This is a genomic window from Sorangium sp. So ce321, from assembly GCF_051530195.1.
GTDB lineage: Bacteria > Myxococcota_A > Polyangia > Polyangiales > Polyangiaceae > Sorangium.
Genome location: NZ_CP150329.1, coordinates 1,402,763 through 1,422,853 on the forward strand (window position 1 = coordinate 1,402,763; position 20,091 = coordinate 1,422,853).

The 20,091-nt window shown below is 70.3% G+C and carries 15 protein-coding genes; 6 read left to right on the forward strand and 9 right to left on the reverse strand.

The features are described from left to right. Positions 1-386: 386 nt before the first annotated feature. On the reverse strand, positions 387-2,975 hold the full coding sequence (locus WME89_RS05450; RefSeq protein ID WP_438008189.1) for an RTX toxin: 2,589 nt from the start codon (positions 2,973-2,975) through the stop codon (positions 387-389). Positions 2,976-3,527: 552 nt separating this feature from the next. On the opposite strand from WME89_RS05450, the gene WME89_RS05455 reads away from it, so the two are divergent. The 4 genes from WME89_RS05455 to WME89_RS05470 all read left to right on the forward strand — a co-directional run bounded on the left by WME89_RS05455 (position 3,528) and on the right by WME89_RS05470 (position 10,307). Further along, positions 3,528-4,892: an ABC transporter substrate-binding protein gene (locus WME89_RS05455; RefSeq protein ID WP_438008190.1), complete on the forward strand. Its 1,365-nt coding sequence runs from the start codon at positions 3,528-3,530 to the stop codon at positions 4,890-4,892. Further along, positions 4,892-5,905: a carbohydrate ABC transporter permease gene (locus WME89_RS05460; RefSeq protein ID WP_438008191.1), complete on the forward strand. Its 1,014-nt coding sequence runs from the start codon at positions 4,892-4,894 to the stop codon at positions 5,903-5,905. The genes WME89_RS05455 and WME89_RS05460 overlap by 1 nt, the downstream gene beginning before the upstream one ends. Then, a complete protein-coding gene (locus tag WME89_RS05465) occupies positions 5,898-6,740 on the forward strand; it encodes a carbohydrate ABC transporter permease (RefSeq protein WP_438008192.1) in 843 nt (280 codons plus the stop codon). Before WME89_RS05460 ends, WME89_RS05465 begins: the two co-directional genes overlap by 8 nt. Before the next feature lie 624 nt (positions 6,741-7,364). Further along, the gene (locus tag WME89_RS05470) at positions 7,365-10,307 is read left to right on the forward strand and encodes an SBBP repeat-containing protein (RefSeq protein ID WP_438008193.1); all 2,943 of its coding nucleotides are present in this window, start codon (positions 7,365-7,367) and stop codon (positions 10,305-10,307) included. Positions 10,308-10,396: 89 nt separating this feature from the next. On the opposite strand, the gene WME89_RS05475 is transcribed toward WME89_RS05470, so the two are convergent. The 7 genes from WME89_RS05475 to WME89_RS05505 form a co-directional block, all read right to left on the reverse strand. Next, positions 10,397-11,428, reverse strand: coding sequence for an SGNH/GDSL hydrolase family protein (locus tag WME89_RS05475; protein WP_438008194.1), 1,032 nt, complete (start codon positions 11,426-11,428; stop codon positions 10,397-10,399). A gap of 244 nt (positions 11,429-11,672) precedes the next feature. After that, positions 11,673-12,404, reverse strand: coding sequence for a hypothetical protein (locus tag WME89_RS05480; protein ID WP_438008195.1), 732 nt, complete (start codon positions 12,402-12,404; stop codon positions 11,673-11,675). Between the two features lie 86 nt (positions 12,405-12,490). Next, positions 12,491-13,255, reverse strand: a complete 765-nt coding sequence (locus tag WME89_RS05485) for a zinc-dependent peptidase (RefSeq protein ID WP_438008196.1) — start codon at positions 13,253-13,255, stop codon at positions 12,491-12,493. Between the two features lie 103 nt (positions 13,256-13,358). Continuing rightward, complete coding sequence (locus WME89_RS05490; RefSeq protein WP_438008197.1) at positions 13,359-14,399, reverse strand: methyltransferase; 1,041 nt, start codon at positions 14,397-14,399, stop codon at positions 13,359-13,361. 85 nt (positions 14,400-14,484) lie between these two features. Further along, a complete protein-coding gene (locus tag WME89_RS05495) occupies positions 14,485-15,174 on the reverse strand; it encodes a DUF4336 domain-containing protein (RefSeq protein WP_438008198.1) in 690 nt (229 codons plus the stop codon). A 160-nt stretch (positions 15,175-15,334) separates the two neighbouring features. Beyond that, on the reverse strand, positions 15,335-15,895 hold the full coding sequence (locus tag WME89_RS05500) for a cupin domain-containing protein (protein ID WP_438008199.1): 561 nt from the start codon (positions 15,893-15,895) through the stop codon (positions 15,335-15,337). Positions 15,896-16,095: 200 nt separating this feature from the next. Next, positions 16,096-17,085, reverse strand: coding sequence for an aldo/keto reductase (locus tag WME89_RS05505; RefSeq protein ID WP_438008200.1), 990 nt, complete (start codon positions 17,083-17,085; stop codon positions 16,096-16,098). 146 nt (positions 17,086-17,231) lie between these two features. Here WME89_RS05505 and WME89_RS05510 point away from each other — a divergent pair, with 146 nt between their 5' ends. Beyond that, positions 17,232-18,137 carry a LysR family transcriptional regulator gene (locus WME89_RS05510; protein ID WP_438008201.1) on the forward strand — a complete coding sequence of 302 codons (906 nt, stop codon included), beginning with the start codon at positions 17,232-17,234 and terminating at the stop codon, positions 18,135-18,137. Positions 18,138-18,183: 46 nt separating this feature from the next. Here WME89_RS05510 and WME89_RS05515 read toward each other — a convergent pair whose 3' ends face one another. Continuing rightward, positions 18,184-18,792, reverse strand: a complete 609-nt coding sequence (locus WME89_RS05515; protein WP_438008202.1) for a CGNR zinc finger domain-containing protein — start codon at positions 18,790-18,792, stop codon at positions 18,184-18,186. Positions 18,793-18,859: 67 nt separating this feature from the next. Here WME89_RS05515 and WME89_RS05520 point away from each other — a divergent pair, with 67 nt between their 5' ends. Next, entirely contained in the window at positions 18,860-20,071 is a 1,212-nt protein-coding gene (locus WME89_RS05520; RefSeq protein WP_438008203.1) for an alpha/beta fold hydrolase, read from the forward strand. Positions 20,072-20,091 lie beyond the last annotated feature (20 nt).

The following is a 20,091-nucleotide window of genomic DNA, read 5'->3' on the forward strand; positions in this document are numbered from 1 at the left end:
CCGATGCGCGCGATGGCCCGGCGCGCCGCCGCCTGCCTCGCGCGGGCCCGGGGCCCCGCGAGCCCGCCAGTGGCGTCCGCGCTCGGCGAGCCGACCGCGCTCTAAGCGCGGCGCCGAGGCGCGGATGCCAGCGGGTCGCGTGCCTCTCCGGGGTCCACGTCGAGCGCCAGGAAGCGCGGTTGTCCGGTGGGACAGCCCGCGCGGGATCACGTCGTGATCGGTCCGACGCCACTGTCTAGCCCGTCTGCTGGCCTACATCCAATTCGTTTCCAACATGGACATCATGCACGTGATGCATGGTGGATGCCCGTTTTCAGCCATGGCGAGCATGTGACAGGGAGCCCTCCCGGTCCACCGGACGGCGGCGCAGGACGAGGGGATCGGCGTCAGTTCGGCAGCGGGGGCCAGAGCTGGCCCTGGAGGGCGCGTCCCCAGCAGTGGACCGTGCCGTCGGTCTTCACCCCGCAGTTGTGAGCGCCGCCCACGCTGAGCTCGACGAAGGTGCCCGCCGGATTATCGGCTTGGCGATCCACGTTCTTCCCCCAGCAGTGGACGGTGCCGTTCGCCCTCAACCCGCAGCTGTGGTAGCTGCCCGCGCCGACCTGCGTGTAGGGGCCCTCGTAGATCCCCGAGGGAGCCGTGGCCTGGCCTTCGACGTTGCGCCCCCAGCAGTGGACGTCGCCGTTCATCTTCACCCCGCAGCTGTGGTGGGCGCCAGCGCTGACCTGGAGGAAGTCGCCCGTCGGCTCCGCGGCCTCACCGCTGTTGTTGTCCCCCCAGCAATCCACCTTGTTGTTCATCTTCACCCCGCAGCTGTGGTGGGCGCCGGCGCTGACCTGGAGGAAGTCGCCCGTCGGAGCCATGGCCTCGCCGAAGCTGTTGTCCCCCCAGCAGATCGCCTTGTGATCCACGTTCACGGCGCAGGTGTGAAAGGTACCCGCGTCGACCTGGAGGAAGCTACCGCCGGGCGTCCCGGAGACCTCCCCGTGGCCGTCGTATCCCCGGCAGCGCAACGTGCCGTCCGTCCGCAACCAGCAGGTGTGGAGGTAGCCGGTGCTTACCTGGGTATGGGTTCCGAGCGACAACGTGCCTTGGCCCTGCGAGTCGTCCCCCCAGCAGCGTCCGGATCCATTCGCCGTGACACCGCAGCTGCTGTCTCCACCGGCGCTGACACGAGAGAACGCCTGCGTCGGCACCGAGGTCCTCCCGTGCTCGCGGTCCCCCCAGCAGCTGACGGCGCCGTTCTCCGCCACACCGCATGTGTGGAGCCTCCCCGCGTTGATCTGGACAAACCCGGCGTAGGGCGTCGACCACACGGCATACGGGTCGCCCCAGCAGTGCACGAGGCCATCGGTCTGCAGCCCGCAGCTGTGCTCGTGGCCCACGCTGACCTGGGTGAACGTGCCGGACGGGGCTGTGGACTTGTCGTAGGTGTTCTTCCCCCAGCATTGGATGGTGCCGTCCGTCCGCACTGCGCAGTTGTGGTTGGTGCCCGCGCTGACCTGGGTGTACGTGCCCGGGAAATCCGTTCCCTGGCCCTCGAGGTTGCCCCCCCAGCAGTCGATGGTGCCGTCGGTCCTGACCGCGCACGTGTGGGACTCCCCCGCGCTGACCTGCGCGTACGTGCCCGGGGGAGCCGTGGCCTTGTCACCGGCGTTGTTTCCCCAGCAGTACATCGTGCCATCCGTCTTGACCCCGCAGTTGTGGTCATGGCCCGAGCTGACCTGGATGTACGTGCCGGGAGCATTCGCGATCTGGCCGGCGCTGTTGTCCCCCCAGCATTTCACCGTGCCGTTGGCGCGCAGGCCGCACGTGTGCGAGGCGCCTGCGCTGAGCTGCTTGAAGACATCGGCCGGCGCCGTGCTCTGACCCAGGGCGTTGTCCCCCCAGCAGAGCGCCGTACCGTTCGCCCTCAGCGCGCAGCTGTGATGATCGCCCGACACGACCGCGAGGCGACCGAAGCTGCTCGCGACGGGCGGATCCGCTTCCTGGGTTCCCCAGCAGTCCACCGTGCCGTTCAGCCGCACCCCGCAGGTGAGCCCACGCTTCGTGCTGATCTGGGTGAAGGTCCCCGGGGGATCGGCGGCCCCGCCATACGTGTTGTCCCCCCAGCAGTCGACCTCTCCGTTCGTCTTCAGCCCGCAGCTCTGGAAGTAGCCCGCGCTGACCTGGACGAAGGTGCCTGTCGGAGTCGCGGCCTGGCCCTCGTCGTTGCGTCCCCAGCACTGAATCGCCCCGTCCGTTTTCAACCCGCAGCTGTGGTAGTCGCCCGCGCTGACCTGCACGTAGGTGCCCGCGGGGGCCATGCTCTGTCCTCGGTTGTTGCTCCCCCAGCAGTCGACCGTTCCGTCCGTCCTGATCGCGCAGTTGTGGTAATCGCCCGAGCTGACCTGCGTGAAGGTGCCCGCGCGACCGGTGCCCTGTCCGTGGTTGTCGTATCCCCAGCAGGCGATCGAACCGGTCGTCCTCACCGCGCAGCTATGGAATCCTCCTGCGCTGACCTGGACGTATCTGAAGTTGGGATTCGGCGATGACGTGAAGGGAGGGGTGGCCTGACCGTCGCTGTTGCTGCCCCAGCAGTTGATCGTGCCGTATGGCCTCAATCCGCAGCTGTGGCTGCCGCCCGCGCTGACCTGGACGTAGCGGTCGACGTTCGCGGGATCGTTGGCCTGACCCTCGTCGTTGCTGCCCCAGCAGAGCACGGTGCCGTCCGACTTCACCGCGCAGGCATGACCACCGCCGACGCTCACGATCGGCTCCTCGGAGGCGGCGTTGAACGGCGTGTCGTCGTCGCGCAGGGCTTGCGCGACCGTGGCCAGCTCGCCGGCCGTCGGCTCGGGCGCCTTCGACGTGTCGCCGAGGCACCCGAGCAGGGAGACCGCGACGGCCTCCAGCGCGAGCCAGGCGCCGAGCCGCCGGCTCCGCCGCTCGCGTGAGCGCGTGGCCGCCGGTCTTTCGTGCAAATGAATGGACATGGATCCTCGATAGGGTGGTGGGAGCTATGTGAGCTCGCGGGGAGCGCGGCAGCGGACCGAGCGCCCGGCGCGCCTCGACGGACCGGGCGCCGTGCTCACGACCGCGCGGACGCATGTATGCGGCCGGCGTGCCGCGCGTTCATCACGCTGGACGTGACCGCGGTCGGGTGGCGCTCCCCGCCCGGCAGCGGGCCGGCGACGCCCGGGGGGAGCGGCACGTGCCACCGGCACGCGTGGCACGTGCCACCTGAGCCGCGCCGTCGGAGCAGCCCAGCGCATGCCGCGCATGCCCGTTGACTCTGAACCGATTAAGTGGTTCGCTCCCTGCGCCTTGCTGACACGTCTGGAAATGTCGCCTGGGGTGGTTCGCCGGTGCGGCGGATGGTTGCGCGACGCGCGCGCGGTAGGCCGTGAACCAGCGATCGGCGCCCGCGCTCTGCTCGCCCTGCTGTGCTTGCGGGCCTGGCTGCGTACCGGGTAGTCTGCGCGCCGTTGCGCGGTTTCGCGCGATTCTCCTGTGAACCGGCAGACAGAGACAGAGAAGGAGTCACCGTGAAGTCACGCACGATCGAGGCCGTAGCCGCCTTTGCCCTGCTCGCCCTCGGGACCGCCGCGTGCGGCAAGAGCGGCGGCGACGCGCCGTCCTCGTCGCCCTCGCCCTCGGGGCCTTTGGCGTCGGCCGCGCCGGCTTCCGCTCCGGCGACGCTCTCGTACTGGGCCAGCAACCAGGCGCCCAGCGTCGAGGACGACAAGAAGGTCCTCCAGCCGGAGCTCGACAAGTTCGAGAAGCAGACCGGGATCAAGGTCAAGCTCGAGGTCATCCCCTGGTCCGACCTGCTCAACCGGATCCTCGGCGCCACGACCAGCGGCAAGGGCCCCGACGTCCTCAACATCGGCAACTCGTGGTCTGCGTCGCTCCAGGCGACAGGCGCGTTCCTGCCGTTCGACGACGCCACGCTCGCCAGGATCGGCGGCAAGGACCGGTTCATCCCGGCGAGCATGTCCGCCACCGGCGCGCCGGGGCAGCCGCCCGCCGCGGTGCCGCTCTACGGGCTCGCTTACGGGCTCTTCTACCACAAGAAGATGTTCGCCGACGCGGGCATCGAGAAGCCGCCGGCGACGTGGGCGGAGCTCATCACGGTCGCCAAGAAGCTCACCGACGCGCAGAGCGGCCGTTACGGCCTCGCCATCATGGGCGCGAGCTACAGCGAGAACGCGCACTTCGCGTTCATGTTCGGCCGGCAGCACGGCGCCAGGATCTTCGACGGCAAGCAGCCGCGGTTCGACGACCCGGAGATGGTCGCCGGCATCAAGCAGTACATCGACCTGCTCGCCGTCCACAAGGTCGTGAACCCGAGCAACGCCGAGTACGTCAACGACACGCAGATCCTCAAGGACTTCTCCGCCGGCAAGGCGGCGATGCTCATGATCCAGAGCTACGCCGCCACGGCGATCGAGCAGAACGGCCTGTCCCGCGACGCCTACGGCGTGGCGCCCGTCCCGCTGCCCGACCCGCTGCCCGCGAACGGCAAGCGGGTGAACAGCCACGTGGCCGGCATCAACATCGCTGTCTTCGAGGACACCAAGAACCGGGACGCCGCGCTCAAGTTCGTCGAGTTCATGACCAGCCCCGAGGAGCAGCGGATCCTGAACGCCGCGTTCAACTCCCTGCCGGTCGTGACGTCCGCCTACTCGGACGAGCGCTTCAAGACCGCGAACATCCAGATCTTCCAGAAGGTGCTCGCCGAGACGGCGGAGTCGATGCCGATGCTCGAGGAGACGGCGCAGTTCGAGACGCTCGTGGGCACGGCCATGAAAGATCTCCTGGCCGAGGCGGCCTCCGGCAAGGCGGTGGACGACGCCGCGATCCGCGCCAAGCTGACGAAGGCCAACCAGCAGATGGCGAGCGGCAAGTAATGGGCGAGGGCAGCGCGGAGGGCGCCCGGGGGGACGCGCCGCAGGTCGCCGGGGCGGCGGCGGTGACGGCGACGGCGCACGGCGTGGCGAGGCCCCGCGCGGCCACGCCGGGGCGCTGGCCGCGGGCGTTCCCGTACGTCCTCCTGCTGCCGGCGCTCGTCGCCGAGCTCGCCGTTCACATCGTCCCGATGCTCGTCGGGACGTGGATGAGCTTCCTCCAGCTCACGCAGCGGTTCATCCGCAACTGGATCAAGGCCCCGTCCGCGGGGCTCTCCAACTACCGCCTGGCGGTCGACTTCTCCGCGCCGGTGGGCGCCGAGCTCCTCCGCTCCTTCTTCGTCACGGTCGCCGTCAGCGTCCTCGTCGTCAGCGGCTCGTGGCTCCTCGGCACGGCCGCCGCCGTCGCGCTGCAGAAGCCGTTCCGCGGCCGCGCGGCGCTGCGGACGCTGTTCCTCATCCCGTTCGCGATGCCGATCTTCACCGGCGTCATCACCTGGAGCTTCATGCTCCAGCGCGACACGGGCATCGTGAACACGGTCCTCGTCGACCAGCTCCGCCTCTTCCAGGAGCGGCCGTTCTGGCTGCTGGGCGGGAACAGCTTCTTCAGCCTGGTGGTCGTGGCGATCTGGCGGACATGGCCGTTCGCCTTCCTCACGATCACGGCGGGCCTCCAGGCCATCCCCTCGGACCTCTACGAGGCGGCCAGCGTCGACGGCGCGGGCCCGTGGACGCGCCTCCGGTCGATCACGCTCCCGATGCTCCGGCCGGTCAATCAGGTGCTGCTGCTCGTGCTCTTCCTGTGGAGCTTCAACGACTTCACGACGCCCTACACGCTCTTCGGGCGCGCGGCGCCGCCGGAGGCCGACGTGATCGCGATCCACATCTACCAGGCGTCCTTCATCACCTGGAACTTCGGGCTTGGCTCGGCGATGTCCGTGATCCTGGTCGGCTTCCTGCTCGTCGTCACGACGGGTTACCTGCTGATCACGAGCCGGAGCGCGCGCGATGCGTGAGGCCGCGTGGGTCGTCTGGCTGCGGCGCGCCGTGCTCGCGGCGCTGTCGCTCTTCACCGTCATCCCGCTCTACGTGATGCTGATCTCGGCGCTCAAGCCGCTGCGCGACGTCCAGGGCCCCTTCACCTGGCTGCCGACGGAGGTCACGCTCCAGCCGTTCGTCGACATGTGGCGGACCGTGCCGCTCGCGCGGTACTTCGTGAACAGCGCCGTCGTCGCGGCCGCCTCGACGGTGCTCTCGGTGGCGCTGGCGATCCTCGCCGGGTACGCGGTGAGCCGTTACCGCTTCCGGGGCCGGCGCGTGTTCCTCACGACCGTCCTGTCGACGCAGATGTTCCCCGGGATCCTGTTCCTGCTCCCGCTCTTCCTCCTCTTCGTCTCGATCGAGCGGGCCACCGGGCTAGAGCTGCACGGCACGCGGCTCGGCCTCATCCTCACGTACCTGACGTTCTCGTTGCCTTTCTCCATCTGGCTCATCGCCGGGTATTTCGACACCATCCCGCGCGAGCTCGACGAGGCCGCGCTGGTGGACGGCGCCGGCCCGCTCACCGCGCTCCTCCGCGTCGTGCTCCCGGCGGCCAAGCCGGGGGTCGTCGCGGTGGCGATCTACGCCTTCATGACCGCGTGGGGAGAGGTCCTCTTCGCCTCCGTGCTGACCAGCGACGAGGGGCGCACGCTGGCCGTGGGGCTGCAGGGGTATGCGACCCAGTCCAACATCTACTGGAACCAGGTGATGGCCGCCTCGGTGGTCGTCAGCGTGCCCGTCGTCGCCGGGTTCCTCCTGCTCCAGCGCTACCTCGTCCAGGGGCTCACCGCGGGCGCGGTGAAGACCTGACCGGCTGAAGGTGCCGGCCTGAGGCAAGGGCGCCCCATGGGCGTCCGGCCGGGGAGGGGGCCCGCGATAGAGCCCGCGTCCCTGGATGAAGCGCCGCGTCCCCGGGTGACGGACACGCCGCCGCGTGCGTCCCCTGCACGGAGGCGGAACCACCCCGTCCTCGGGGCGGCGCTCCCCTGCGCGCGGTACGGGCTCAGTCGAGGCGCTCGTGGACTGCTCGACGAGTCTTTCAAGATAACCCGCAGTGGCCAGTCGAACCTGCGCACGGGCGGCGAGCCGCGAGCGCGCGGCTCTGCTCCACGACGATGTTGAAAAACTTACCGGACGGTCCACGAGCCTCCGGCCAGGTGGTGCAGATCTGAAGCTTGAAAGGTCAGGCACGCTCGTTGCTCATGGCCACCGCGACTCCCGCGAGAATCGGAGCGCGATGAGGGCTCTCCGGAAGCTCTGAGCTTTCGGCGACGAGGAACGCGCGCTCGTCGAGGACCGGCGGCGTCGAGGCGCGGGCTCGCGGCCTCACGCAGGCTGGGTAGTCCGGGGGCGACCAACGAAGAGAGTGAAACATCGGTTCCTCCCGAACTCGGGACCACGTCGAATCGGCATCATTTACTGCGAGGTTCAAGCATGAAACGATTTCATTGTGAGACGCTCTCCGTGTGCATCCTGGCGGCAGGCGTCGCCGCTTGCAGCGGCTCGACCGGCGATCCTCTGCCGGTGGGCTCGACGAGAGGCGCCCAGCCCGACCAGGCTGCGCCGATCTCCTCCGGGGACGACGGCTCCGGAGCGGAGGGGGATGATCTCGCCCCCGCCGGAGAGCTGAACGACGATACCAGCGCGACCGAGGAGGAGCTGAGGCCCAAGGAGGACGACTCCCCCCTGTCCACCCTCCCGTTCGACCCCACGGGGGGGGATGGCCCGAAGGGCGTCACGCTCCCCTTGCAGAACGTGACCTGCCCCAGCTTCGAGGGATTCACGTGGCATGACGAGACCCCCACGACCGGCGCGGACCTCGGGAACGCGGTCGCCGCGTCCTGCGACGCCGTCTACCAGGTCGGGTCCACCACCGGGGCCATCTCGGGCGAGGTGAACAGCGGCGGGAGCGACGCCTTCGTACGCAAGGTCGGGCAGGACGGGAAGCTACTGTGGGGCACGCAGATCGGCACGTCGGCGAACGACCAGGCGACGAGCGTCGCCGTCTCCTCGGCCCAGTGCCCCACGAGCGGTAACGAGTCGCTCTACGTGGTCGGCCACACGAGCGGCGCGATCGAAGCCGGCCAGCACGAGGGAGCTTCGGACGCCTTCCTCGTCAAGCTGAACGCAAACGGGACCGAGGCGTGGCGGCGCCAGTTCGGTACGGCTGTGGTGGATCAAGCGTGGTCTGTGGCCCACGCGCCTGACGGCAGCGTCTACGTGGTGGGCTCCACAGGCGGGAATCTCGCCGGGGTGAGCCCGCCGCCGACGAGCGGCACCACGTCGCTGTTCGTGGCGAAGTATTCGGCGAGCGGCGCTCCTGTCTGGACCAGGCAGCTCGGAGTGAACAACAAGACGACCATCGCGCGCAGCGTGTCCGTCGGAGCCGATGGGCAGGTCTACGTCGCCGGTTACACCACCGGCGCGCTCGCAGGCCAACCGTACGCGGGCGGCAGCGCCGACGCCTTCGTCGCCCGCTACAGCGACAGCGGTGCTCTGGGCGGGGTGGCGCTCCTCGGCACGAACCTCCAGGACCAGGCGTTCAGCCTGACCACCGCGGTGGAGTCGGGTCAGACCGTCGTCTACGTCTCCGGCACGACGAACGGGAACTTCCCCTCTTATGCCTCTTCGACGGTGTATGACGCCTTCCTCGCCAAGCTGGACGCGAGCCTCACGACGCAATGGATCCGGCAGACAACGGCGAGCGAGAACGTCTCCGCCACGTCGGTGGCCGTCATCGGTGGATCTGTCGTGCTGACCGGCCAGACCTCCCGCGACCTCGACTCCGACGCGTCCCTCGGGAGCGCGGACATGTACCTGCGCGAGTACAGCACGGCGGGGGCACACCTGCGCACCGAGTACATCGGCACGAACGCGACGGAGGCGGGACATGGCGTCGCCGTCGATCCGAGGGGCAACGTCTTCCTGACGGGCAGGACGGACGCGCCGTTCTGCGGTCATTCCTTCGGCGGCGGTGGTAGCGACGCCCTCCTCGTCAAGGTCATGAGGGGGTGCCGCGTGGACACCGCTGATTCGTCCTGCAAGCCCGCCGTGTGCTCGGGAGACCCCCATTACGTCAGCTTCGATAATGTCGCCTTCGACTTCCAGGGGGAGGGCGACTTCGTGATGGCGACCAGCACGGCCACTCCCGATCTGGAGATCCAGATCCGGCAGTGCCCCGTGTCGCCGGGCATCTCGACCGGCCGGGCCGTGGGCGCGCGCATCGCGGGTGATCTCGTGGAGTTCCACGCGAACGGCGCGCTCTACTTGAACGGGCAACCGACGACGGTGCCGTCGAGCGGCGCGCTCGCGCTCGCCGGCGGCGGGAGCGTCTACCAGTCCGCGAGCGGCAGGACCGTGCTGGCCTGGCCGACGGGAGAGCGGCTGGCGCTGCATCCGAGGAGCTATGCCCTCGGCTTGTACCTTGACACGCTCTTCCTCGTCCCGCCGGCCAGCGTGGGCAGGATGGCCGGCCTCTTCGGGAACGCCGACAACGACCCGACCAACGAGTTCATGATGGCCCGGAACGGCAGCGTGCTGAGCAGCGGGCTGACGTTCCTCGAGATGTACCAGGACACGAACAGCTACGCAGACGTCTGGCGGGTGGGCGCCGCCCCGGGCGACGTCGCGCTCATCCAGCAGGGCACGCCGTGCGGCGGCCCGGCCGGTCCCGGGCAGCCGGTGTGGCTCAACGACCTGACCCCCGCGCAGAGGGCCGCGGGCGAGCTGGCCTGCGCCGGCATCACCGACGAGGTCATCAAGCAGACGTGCATCCTCGACGTGGGCCTCACCGGCGACTCGAGCTTCGCGGACTCGGCCGAGGAGGCCGCCGCGGATCTCGCGAGCCACGGGCAGGGCGGGTCGGTCATCAACAGCGCCCGCAGCGTCTACTTCAACAACTTCACCGGATCCATCGGCCAGGAGTGGGCGTCCATCGTCACCAGCGTCACGCCGCTCGGAGACCGCACCTTCCTGGGGCAGTTCGGCAACGAGACGGCGCACCTGACGCTCGACGATCTCGCCCCCCACACCGAGCTGACCGTCAGCTTCGACCTCTACCTCATCAACGCCTGGGACGGCGATGGCCCCTTTGGCCCCAGCGTCTGGGCCGCCTCCGCGGACGGCGTCGAGCTGCTCAGCGAGTCCTTCTCCAACACCATGAGCCCCCAGAGCTATCCGCTGGACGGGAGCCTGGCCGGGTCGGGAGCGCTCGAGGTGAACACCCTCGCCTATCCGTACGGCGACTCCGTGTACCGCATGAAGCTGGTCTTCCCGCACTCCGCGCCCGACCTCGCGCTCGACCTGTCCTCGACCGGGCTGACCGGCCTCTTCGATGAGGGCTGGGGCGTGACCAACTTCGAGGTCCAGGGGCGCTGACGTCCCCCGAAATCGCCGTGGAATAACCTCGACGGGCGGGCCTCTCTGCTCCGTCAGGCTCCGCGCGCCTCTCTTGAGCGACCGCGCCGTCAGAGCAGAGGCTGCAACGCCGCGTACCACTGCCCGCCCAGCAGCACGTAGCCCTGGAGGTTGGGGTGCCACTGATCTTCGAGTAACGCGGTCTTGTTCGGATTGAACGGCGTGTACATGTCGACGGAGATGATGTGTCGGCCTGCGTCCGCGCGGGCCTTCACCACCGCCGGAATGGCGTCGTCGAACGTCTTGATGCGCGCGCTGAGCGCGGTGTCGTCGCCCTTGCTCGCGTCGCCGCGCGACGGGATGGGCGCGGCCACCACGATGAGAACATCGGGGAGCTGCGCGTAGATGCTGTCAATCAACGCGCCCAGACGTTCGGGGGCGTCGGGCATGTCGTAATTGTCGATTGCGTCGTTGGTTCCAATCATCAAGAGCACGATGTCGGGCTCGTATTGCGGCATGACGGTCGACACCAGCGTCGAGATGCCGCTCCTCCCGCCGGCGGGGGCGATCGTCCAGCCGCTGTGGCCCTCGTGGTTGTGCGGGAACGGCACGCCGCCAACGGTGCTCGGTCCGTTCGAGCCCGAACCGACGAACGTGATGTTCTTGCCCGCCGCGTGCGCGAGCCGGAACAGCTCGACGCGATAGCCGCCCGGCGTGTCCCCGTTGTATCCGTCGGTGATGGAGTCGCCGAACGGCATGATCTTGCACGCCGTGCCGTCGGTCGGGCAGGGCCGATAGGTCGAGCCCGCGCTGCCGCCGGCGCCACCCTGCGCGCCCGAATCGCCGCCGCTACCGCCGGCCGCCGCGCCGCCGCCATCCCCGCCACCGCCCGTTCCCGCGAGCGATCCACCTGTGCCGGTCGCAGAGGTCGTTCCGCCGGTGCCCGCGGCAGCGCCGTCCGTGACGCCGTCGCTCGTTCCGCCTGCGCCCGCTTCGCCAGCTCCGCCAGCGCCCGCTCCACCAGCGCCCGCGCCGCCGCCGCTGCACCCGAGAGCGATGACGACGAGCCCGGCCAAGACCGGCCAAGATGTGATCGGCTTCATATCGGAGGATGGTAACGCCGAAGGCTCCGGCGTTGTCAAATGAGCCGCAGATCCGCGTCCAGATCTGGACGTCTACCTGAGCCCCCCTCTCGACGGAAGAGCCGGATGGTGGAAACCTCCTTGTCCGGATCCGGCGAGGGCCCCCGGACCGACGGGTCCGGGGGCTACTCGACCGGGGAGGGAAATCTTCAAATACTCCATGTCTCCCCGCCTCCCCGTTCAATCTCCCCCCTGAAAAGGGCCGCAGAATGAGGGGATGCCTCAGGGGGCCGGCGGCAGGGCGTCAGTCGACGCTGACGGTCGTCACGGCGGTCCAGTCGTTGCGGCCGTCGGCGGAGACGAAGTGGAAGCGGAGCGCGTCCTCGTGGCGGGCGATCGAGACAACGGCCGCCGAGGCGCCGACGAAGTCGTCTTCGCGGCACGTGTCGCGGAGGTCGCCGCGCTCGTCGAGCACGCCGACGCGGGCGGGCGTCGCGTGCTCTCGCAGGTACGGGGCGGCGACGAGCTCGGCCGGGGTGGACGGGGAGGGGACGGGCGCGTCGAGGTCCCAGAGGCGAAGGTGCTTTGCGTCGGCGAGGTGGGCGTAGAGCCGCTCGACCTCCTTGCCGGTGTCCTCCTCGACGGCGAGGGCGAGCAGGAGGATCCGGTCGTCCTCGCGGGCGCGGGCGCGGGCGCTGAACGCGACCGGCGCGCGGAGGGCGAGCACGGCGGGGAAGCGGCCCTGGGGCTGGCTGAAACGGACGAGGGTGCGGCCGAGGGGGCGAGGGGGCGTGAGGCCGGCCGGTGCGCCCGGAGCCGCGGGGAAGAGGAGGTATGCGGCGATGAGGAGGACGGGCTCGGGCGCGCCGCGGAGGAGGCCGTCGTGGCCGGAGGCGAGCTCGAGGGCGGTGAGGTTGAGGCGAAGGCGGAAGGCGCGCACGCGCCGCGCGGCCGGCGCGGAGGGAGCAGACGAAGCAGAGCGCGCCGCGGCGGACGCGTCGCCCTTGCGGGACCTGGCTTTGCGCTTTCGGGACATCGAGGCTGCCAGGGAGATACCATGACTGGCGGCGGCCGGGCGATCGACCCCGCGTCCGCGCGCCGCGACGGCGGCCGGCGGGGCCGCTACCGGGCGGCCGGGTCCTGGCGGTAGAACGCCTTGAGCTGATCGTAGAGCTCCGGGTGCTTCGCCCTGAGCTTGCGCGGCTTCTCGAAGAAGGCCTCGGTGACGACCGCGAAGAACTCCGCCGGGTTCGTCGCGCCGTAGGGGTCGATGACCGTGCGCTTGAGGCTCGCCTCGTCGCGCAGGAGGCGCTCGTACTCGCGGCCGAGGATGCGCGCCCACGCCGCGTACATCGAGCGCTCGGGCAGCTCGGGCGCGCCGTCGGCGGGGCCGTCTTCCTGGTCGAGCTGGTGCGCGAACTCGTGGAGCACGAGGTTGTGCCCGTCGCTCACGTCCGCGGCGCCCGCGAGCACGCCGTCCCACGCGAGCACGACCGCGCCGCGCGACCACGACTCCCCGAGCCGCGCGCGGCCGCCCTCGACCACGACGCCCCCCTCGCGGACCTCCCGGCCGGGGGCCACGTAGGTGCTCGGATAGACGAGGACGACCTCGAGCTCGGGGTAGTAGTCGGTCTCGCGGTGGAGCAGGAGGATGCACGCCTGCGCCGCCACCGTGACCCGGATCTCGTCGGTGATCTCCAGGCCGCCGCACCCCTCGAACGGCTTCTCGGCCAGGAAGACCTGGATATGCCCGAGGAGCTCCTCCTGGTCCTCGGCCGGAAGGCGGCCGAACGAGGGCACGTTGCGGTCGAGGACCGCGCGCCACGCCGCCGGAAAGGGCGCGCGGCGGACGGCGGCGCGCCGCCGCTTCCTGAGAAAGGCCAGCATCGACGCCGAGGGTACGCGATCGCGCGGCCCTGTCCCAGGCCGCGCGTCAGCGCGCCGCGCGGGGCGCGCTCTCTGCGAGGATGCCTGTGGATCGGGGCCGGTCTCAGCGAGCGGCGGGCTTCCTGGCGCTGATGAGCGAGTATCCCGCGTACGCCGGCGTGAAGGACACGTCGGTGAACCCGCACCCGCGGAGGAGCTCGTCGAGCTCGCTGGCGGTGAGCTGCTTGCCGGGGGTCATGAAGACCATGTTCATGGACATCAGCGCCGCCGTGAGCGGGCCGTCCTGCGCGTCCGAGAGCAGGAGCTCGTAGACGAGGACGCGGCCGCCCGGCGGCAGCGCCTCGAAGCTGCGCTGGATCAGGCGCTGCCGGCGCGCGCCGTCCCAGTCGTGGAGGATGTTGGCGAAGAAGATCGCGTCGTGACCGGGAGGCCACGCGTCGCGGAACATGTCGAGCTCCACCACGTGGATGCGACCCTCGAGGCCGTGCTCCGCGACATACTGCCTCGTCACCTTGCACACGGGCGGCAGCTCGGCGACGGTGAACTGGACCCCCTCGTGGCGCCGCGCCAGGGCGATGCTGAAGCAGCCAGAGCCGCCGGCGACGTCGAGCAGGCGCTCCACGCCCGAGAGCTCCACCCGCTGCGCGAGCCCGACCGCGGTAGCGAAGGAGTGGCTGTGCATCGCCCGGGTGAAGGCCTGCGCCCGCTCGTCCGGCAGCTCCGCCTGCGCCCACTCGTCCGTGATGACGTTGCCGTTGCCCCACGCCACGGCCCCGTCCCGCCGCAAGGTGTCCACCAGGGCGCGATCCGAGAGGGGAAGCTGGCAGAGCATCCGCAGGATGGGGCCCCAGTAGAACGGCTTCGTCGGGAGCAAGAAGTCGCGGGAAACCTCGGTGAGGTGGAACTTGCCCTGGAGCCGCGCCAGGAGCCCCATCGCCGCCAGCGAGGCCAGGAGGGCCTCGGCCGCGCGGGCGCTGAGGGAGAGCTTCTCGCCGAGCTCCGCGACGCTCGCGGGCTCCCGCTCGAGCAGCGTGAACACGCCGAGCTCGTCCGCGGCGCTGAGGATGGGCAGCTGGTAGGCCGATGCCCAGAGCTGCCGGATCAGGGAGTCGTCACAGGTGGGTGTCTCGAGATCGACGGGCATCGATGCGCTCCTCTGCGCCTCTCATATCAGATCAACGTTGATCGGAAGAAGCCATTGACCACATCGTCACGAGCTCGTCCGGGAGTCAGGTCGCCCTCGGGCCGATCCACGCGAGCGCCTTCTTCAGCCGCGCTTTCGCGTCGTCCTCGACGATGTCGCCGTGGGCGACGACGACGCGCTCGAAGTCCCACGCGAGGACGTCGGCGACGCTCCGCGCGGCCGCGGCGCGGTCCCTCATGAGCAGGCGCCACACGTGGTCCTGCGCGGTCTTCTTCCACGCGCCGCCGAGCCAGAGGAAGACCTTCATGCCGAAGCTGCGGACCTCGTGCACGTTGAAGAGGAGGTCGGTCACGATGAGCGTCCGCGAGCGCGCGTGCAGGAACACGTGCTCCGTGATGTACGGCACGCCCTCGACGAGACGTACGCCGAGCTCGTCGCCGATCTCCGGCGCCACGCCGGACGGCGGCAGCGGGGTGAAGGGGAGGCCGGCGAGCTTCCGCTCGAGCCCGGGCGCCCCGAGCACGCTCGCGCGCGGCCAGCGCTCGGTCGCGGCCCTCAGGGAGAGGTGGTGGAGGCAGCTCGGCGCGACCAGCGCGCGCACCTCGCCGAGCGCGTCGATCGCCCGGGCGGCGTCGTCATCGAAGGCGAGCGGCGAGTGGATGACGAGCCCGCCATCGGCCCGGCGCACGAGGGTCGTGCGCGACGGCAGATAGCCGAACGGCATCCGGAGGTCCTTTTCGTACGCCCACACGTCTTCTGCGATCGCTCGGAGCATGCCGCCATACGAGGCGCATCTGACCATCTCGTCAAGCCATCTCGACGCTCCTCGCCGGCGTGCGCCCCTGTCGCCGCGTCGGCGCCGGAGCGCTCGAGGACGAGCCCGGGGCCGAGGGGGCCGGGCGCGCCGCGCGCGCCGTGACAAAGAGCGACGGGCGTCATGAAGAAGACGACGAGGAGGAGGGCGATGAAGGCGATGGAGGAGAAGGCGCTTGATCGCCGCCCGTCGCTTCGCCGTCCCAGTAGGGCCTTACCTGCGACTTGTCGTAGATCTCGTCGACCGAGCGCACGAGGATCTTGTTCGAGTCGGTGTAGACGCAGACCTCATCGGGCTTGCGCTCGCCGATCACGAGGAAGCGGCACGGCGCGTCGCTCGTGTTGACGAGGCAATGGCCGGCCTTCTGGCGCGCCGGGAAGCAGACGTAGTCCCCGGCCGACACCTCGATCGTCTCCTCGGCGAGCCGCAGCGTGGCGCGCCCCTCCAGGACGAGGATGTGCTCTTCCTCCAGCACGTGATAGTGCGCGGGCGACGACTGCTTCCCCGGCGGGAGCTCCTCGATCAGCACGCCGACGTGGTAGCCGTCGCCCACGGCCGCCCTGGTCAGGTGGCGAAAGCGGCTGCCGAAGCGCGAGCCCTCCGACCACTCCTCCCAGGCGACGCTCTCGACGGCGACCGGCTTGCGGATCGGCGGGTCGGCCTTGGGATCCTTGCTTGACATAACGGGTCTCCTTGCCCTTGTGCGCGTCCACGGAGCGAGCCTTTATGGGCTCATCGTACGTCGGCGCGAGCCCGCGGGCGAGGCGATTCGCGCCTGGCATCCTCGGAGCGTCTCCCTCTTCCTCCTCCCTCCCGAGCGGCGGTCGGGCGGAGGAGGTGATGTGGGGCATCGCCGTGGTCGGCGCTGACGCCCCGCCTCGCTCAGAGGCCGGTCCTCTTCTCCAGGTGCTCGGGGTAGCGAGCCCCATGCACGGTGATCCGCGAGGCGGCGCTCTCGATCTCACGCAGATCGCCGGTCGTCAGCTCGACGCTGGCAGCTCCGATGTTCTCCTCCAGGCGGTGCAGCTTCGTGGTCCCGGGGATCGGCACCATCCACGGCTTCTGCGCGAGGATCCATGCGAGAGCGATCTGCGCAGGGGTCGCCTTCTTCCGTTCTGCGAGCTCGCCTAGCAGCTCGACCAGGGCCTGGTTCGCTTTCATTGCCTCCGGCGTGAATCGAGGGATGATGCTGCGGATGTCGGAGCTGGCGAAGGTGGTGTCTTCGCTGATCTTGCCCGTCAGGAAGCCCTTGCCCAGAGGGCTGAACGGAACGAACCCGATGCCGAGCTCCTCGAGCGCCGGCAGCACTTCCGCTTCGGGCCCCCTCGTCCACAGCGAGTATTCGCTCTGGAGCGCCGTGACCGGCTGGACCGCGTGGGCGCGGCGGATCGTCTTCACGCCAGCCTCGGAGAGGCCGAAGTGCTTGACCTTGCCCTCCTGGATCAGCCCCTTCACCGCGCCCGCGACGTCCTCGATCGGCACGTCGGTGTCGACACGGTGCTGATAGAACAGGTCGATGGCGTCGATCCGAAGTCGCTTCAGCGAGGCCTCGGCCACCTGCTTGATGTGCTCGGGCCGGCTGTTCATGCCAGCCTGCTTTCCGTTGGAGTCGAACCGGAACCCGAACTTGGTGGCGATCACCACGCGCCCGCGGAAGGGCGCGAGGGCTTCGCCCACGAGCTCTTCATTCGTGAACGGGCCGTAGACCTCGGCGGTGTCGAAGAAGGTGACGCCCCGCTCGACGGCCGCGCGGATCAGCGAGACCGCCTCCTGCTTGTCCGTGGGCGGGCCGTAGCCGAAGCTCAGCCCCATGCAGCCGAGGCCGATGGCCGAGACTTCCAGATTGCTGTTACCGAGCTTGCGCGTCTGCATTGCCTCTTCTCCTCGTGGGCTCGGGCCGTCGGGCCCCGAGCACGGAGAACCTACGCCTCGGTCCCGGAAGCGAGTAGGCACGATGGAGCCAACGGGCTGTTAAGCCGTGCTTGACAATCCAGGGCGATCGAGGGCGGATCCAGCGCATGAACTCGGCGCCGTTCCCGCAGCTCCAGGCGTTCCTCGTCGTGGCGCGCCTGCGCAGCTTCAGCAGCGCGGCGCGCGAGCTCGGCGTCTCCCGGTCGGCGGTGAGCCAGGCCGTGCGGCAGCTCGAGGAGCAGCTGCGCGTGGTGCTGCTGGCCCGCACGACGCGCAGCGTGTCGCTCACGGATGCAGGGAGGCGGCTCGTGGAGAGCGCCGGCCCGGCGATGAGTCAGGCGCTCGCGGCCCTCACCGAGGTCTCCGCGGAGCCGGGAGAGGTGGTGGGCCGGGTCCGGCTGTCGGTGCCGCGGGCGGCGGTTCCCCTGGTCATCGCCCCGGTGGTCCCCACCTTTCGCGCGCGTCACCCCCGGGTCGAGGTCGAGGTCGTCGTCGAGGAGCGCTTCGTGGACCTCGTGGCAGAGGGCTACGACGCGGGCGTGCGGCTGACCGAGGCCATCGAGCGCGACATGGTGCAGGTGCGGCTCACCGACGCGTTCCGCTTCGTGGTGGTGGGCGCGCCCGCCTACCTCGCGCGGCACGGCGCGCCTCAGCGCCCCGAGGATCTGCTGCGCCACGAGTGCCTCGCCTTCCGCATGCACTCCACCGGGGCGCTCTACGCGTGGGAGCTGGAGCGGGGCCGCAGGACCTGGCGCGTGCCGGTGCGCGGGGGCGTGGTCACCAATGACACCCAGCTGAGCGTGTTGATGGCGGAGGAAGGCATGGGGCTGGCGTACGCCTTCGAGCCGATGGTGATGGAGCAGCTGCGCACCGGGCGGCTGCAGCGGGTCCTCGAGCCCTACGCGCCCAGGGTCCCTGGCTACTTCCTCTACTACCCCAGCCGGGCGCAGAGCTCCCCGGCGCTGCGCCTCTTCGTGGACGTGGCCAAGGAGCTGCTCGCGCACGCGAAGTGACCACGATGGGGGCCGCTCGCGGCCTCCGGGCGCCTTTACCCCTGTCCTAGCCGTTCCGGTTGCGGAGGTAGTGCGCGGCCACCTTCATCCGGTTGCCGCACAGCTCCATGCTGCACCAGCGGCGCGCGTGGTTCCTCGACACGTCGTGGAAGTAGAGGACGCAGTCGGGGTTCCCGCAGCGCTTCACGAGCTCCGGGTCCACGTCGCAGAGCAGGCTCGCGGCCGCCTCGGCGATGGGGCGGAGGAGCTGGTCCGGCGCGTCGATCTGCACGTGGACCCGGCGCGCGAACCCGCCGCGCGCGCGCACGACCTCGGTGTACCCCGCGTCGAGGCGGAGGCCCCTGTTGATCACGCCGATGGCGCCCTCGGCCGGCGCCTTCTGCGCGCGCGGCAGTTCGATGAGGGCGCGCAGCGCGCTCCGGAGCTGCCGCGCCTGGTCGAGGGCGCACTCGGCCTCCGGCGACCCCTCCCAGCGCTCGAGGACGCAGCCGGCCGCCGTCGCATCGAGAAAGCCCGCCTCCTCGCACCAGGCGACGAGGCTGCGCAGATCGGGGAGCAAGTCCACGCGGGCGCCGCGCTGCACCTGCTCGGTGTTGAGGAAATCGAGCGCCCGGTGATTGCCGAGCCAGAGGAAGGGCGAGGCGGTTGTAACCATCGATGCCGGTGTTGACCGGTTAGCATGAACACTGTATAACCGTCAAAACAGCATTACGGAGGTTAGTATGAAGCGCGGGACGGAGCGCGGGGAAGGGAAGGGGACGACGCTGGCCATCGGGGCACGCACGACCGGCGGCGCGAGCGCGCGAGGTCGCTCAGGCACGGGCGGGGACGCGCGCTCCGAGGTGGAACGGGCCGGCCTCACGGGGGCCGCGGCTGGCAGGCGCGTACATCGGACGGGTCTCGGCCGGGCGCTGCAGCGGTTCGCCTCCGTCGCCCTCGTCCCCCTCGTCCCCCTCGTCACCGCGCTCGCGGGCTGCGCCGGTGGGCTGCCCGCGCGGCGCGGCGACCCCGACGCGCCGGCAGGTGGCCGAGCGCCGGCTGCGCCCGATGCGGCCTGGCCGGAGAAGACCTACTACCGCACGGTCGCGGTGCGCGGGCGCCGGATCTTCTACCGCGAAGCGGGGCGCGCCGACCGCCCCGTGCTGCTCTTGCTCCACGGCTTTCCCTCGTCGTCCCACAGCTACAGAGAGCTGATCCCGCTCCTGTCAGGCCGGTACCGCGTCGTGGCGCCGGACTACCTGGGGTCGGGCTTCAGCGAGCACCCCGGCCCCGACGAGGTCACCTACACGTTCGACCTGCTCGCGGACCACGTCACCGGCTTCACCGAGGCGCTCGGGCTCGCGCGGTACGTGCTCTACATGCAGGACTTCGGCGCGCCGGTCGGGTTCCGCGTCGCCATGGCCCACCCCGAGCGGCTGCGGGGGCTCGTCGTGCAGAACGGCAACGCGTACCTCGACGGTCTGCCCGAGGAGCTGCGGGCGTTCATCCGGCGCGCCCACGAGGACAGATCCCAGGCTGGCGCCGCCGCCGTCGCCGAGGTCGTCAGCGGCGCGGCGATCCGCGACCAGCAGTACCTCCGGCACGTGCCGGGCGAGCGGCGGGAGCGCATGAGCCCGGACGCCTGGACCCACGACCTCGCCTTCCTCGCCACGCCCGAGGACCGCGCGATCCAGGTCCAGCTGCTCCAGGACTACCAGACGAACATCGACGCCTATCCGGCATGGCAGGCGTTCTTGCGCGCCCGGAAGCCGCCGACCCTCGTCGTCTGGGGGCGCAGCGACGCGGACTTCATCAGCGCGGGCGCGCGCGCGTACCTCCGCGATCTCCCCGGGGCAGAGCTCCACCTGCTCGACGCCGGGCACTTCGCCGTGGAGGAGCAGGCCGTCGCGATCGCTCAGCACGTCACGCGCTTCCTGGAGAGGCTCCCTCCCTGAGCGACAGCGACGTCGCGCCT

What these genes read in the sequence shown, in the direction of transcription:
- WME89_RS05450 (WP_438008189.1), bottom strand. Translation starts at nt 2,975, where the DNA reads ATGTCCATTCATTTGCACGAAAGACCGGCGGCCACGCGCTCACGCGAG.
- WME89_RS05460 (WP_438008191.1), top strand. Translation starts at nt 4,892, where the DNA reads ATGGGCGAGGGCAGCGCGGAGGGCGCCCGGGGGGACGCGCCGCAGGTC.
- WME89_RS05465 (WP_438008192.1), top strand. Translation starts at nt 5,898, where the DNA reads ATGCGTGAGGCCGCGTGGGTCGTCTGGCTGCGGCGCGCCGTGCTCGCG.
- WME89_RS05470 (WP_438008193.1), top strand. Translation starts at nt 7,365, where the DNA reads ATGAAACGATTTCATTGTGAGACGCTCTCCGTGTGCATCCTGGCGGCA.
- WME89_RS05480 (WP_438008195.1), bottom strand. Translation starts at nt 12,404, where the DNA reads ATGTCCCGAAAGCGCAAAGCCAGGTCCCGCAAGGGCGACGCGTCCGCC.
- WME89_RS05485 (WP_438008196.1), bottom strand. Translation starts at nt 13,255, where the DNA reads ATGCTGGCCTTTCTCAGGAAGCGGCGGCGCGCCGCCGTCCGCCGCGCG.
- WME89_RS05490 (WP_438008197.1), bottom strand. Translation starts at nt 14,399, where the DNA reads ATGCCCGTCGATCTCGAGACACCCACCTGTGACGACTCCCTGATCCGG.
- WME89_RS05495 (WP_438008198.1), bottom strand. Translation starts at nt 15,174, where the DNA reads ATGCTCCGAGCGATCGCAGAAGACGTGTGGGCGTACGAAAAGGACCTC.
- WME89_RS05500 (WP_438008199.1), bottom strand. Translation starts at nt 15,895, where the DNA reads ATGTCAAGCAAGGATCCCAAGGCCGACCCGCCGATCCGCAAGCCGGTC.
- WME89_RS05505 (WP_438008200.1), bottom strand. Translation starts at nt 17,085, where the DNA reads ATGCAGACGCGCAAGCTCGGTAACAGCAATCTGGAAGTCTCGGCCATC.
- WME89_RS05510 (WP_438008201.1), top strand. Translation starts at nt 17,232, where the DNA reads ATGAACTCGGCGCCGTTCCCGCAGCTCCAGGCGTTCCTCGTCGTGGCG.
- WME89_RS05515 (WP_438008202.1), bottom strand. Translation starts at nt 18,792, where the DNA reads ATGGTTACAACCGCCTCGCCCTTCCTCTGGCTCGGCAATCACCGGGCG.
- WME89_RS05520 (WP_438008203.1), top strand. Translation starts at nt 18,860, where the DNA reads ATGAAGCGCGGGACGGAGCGCGGGGAAGGGAAGGGGACGACGCTGGCC.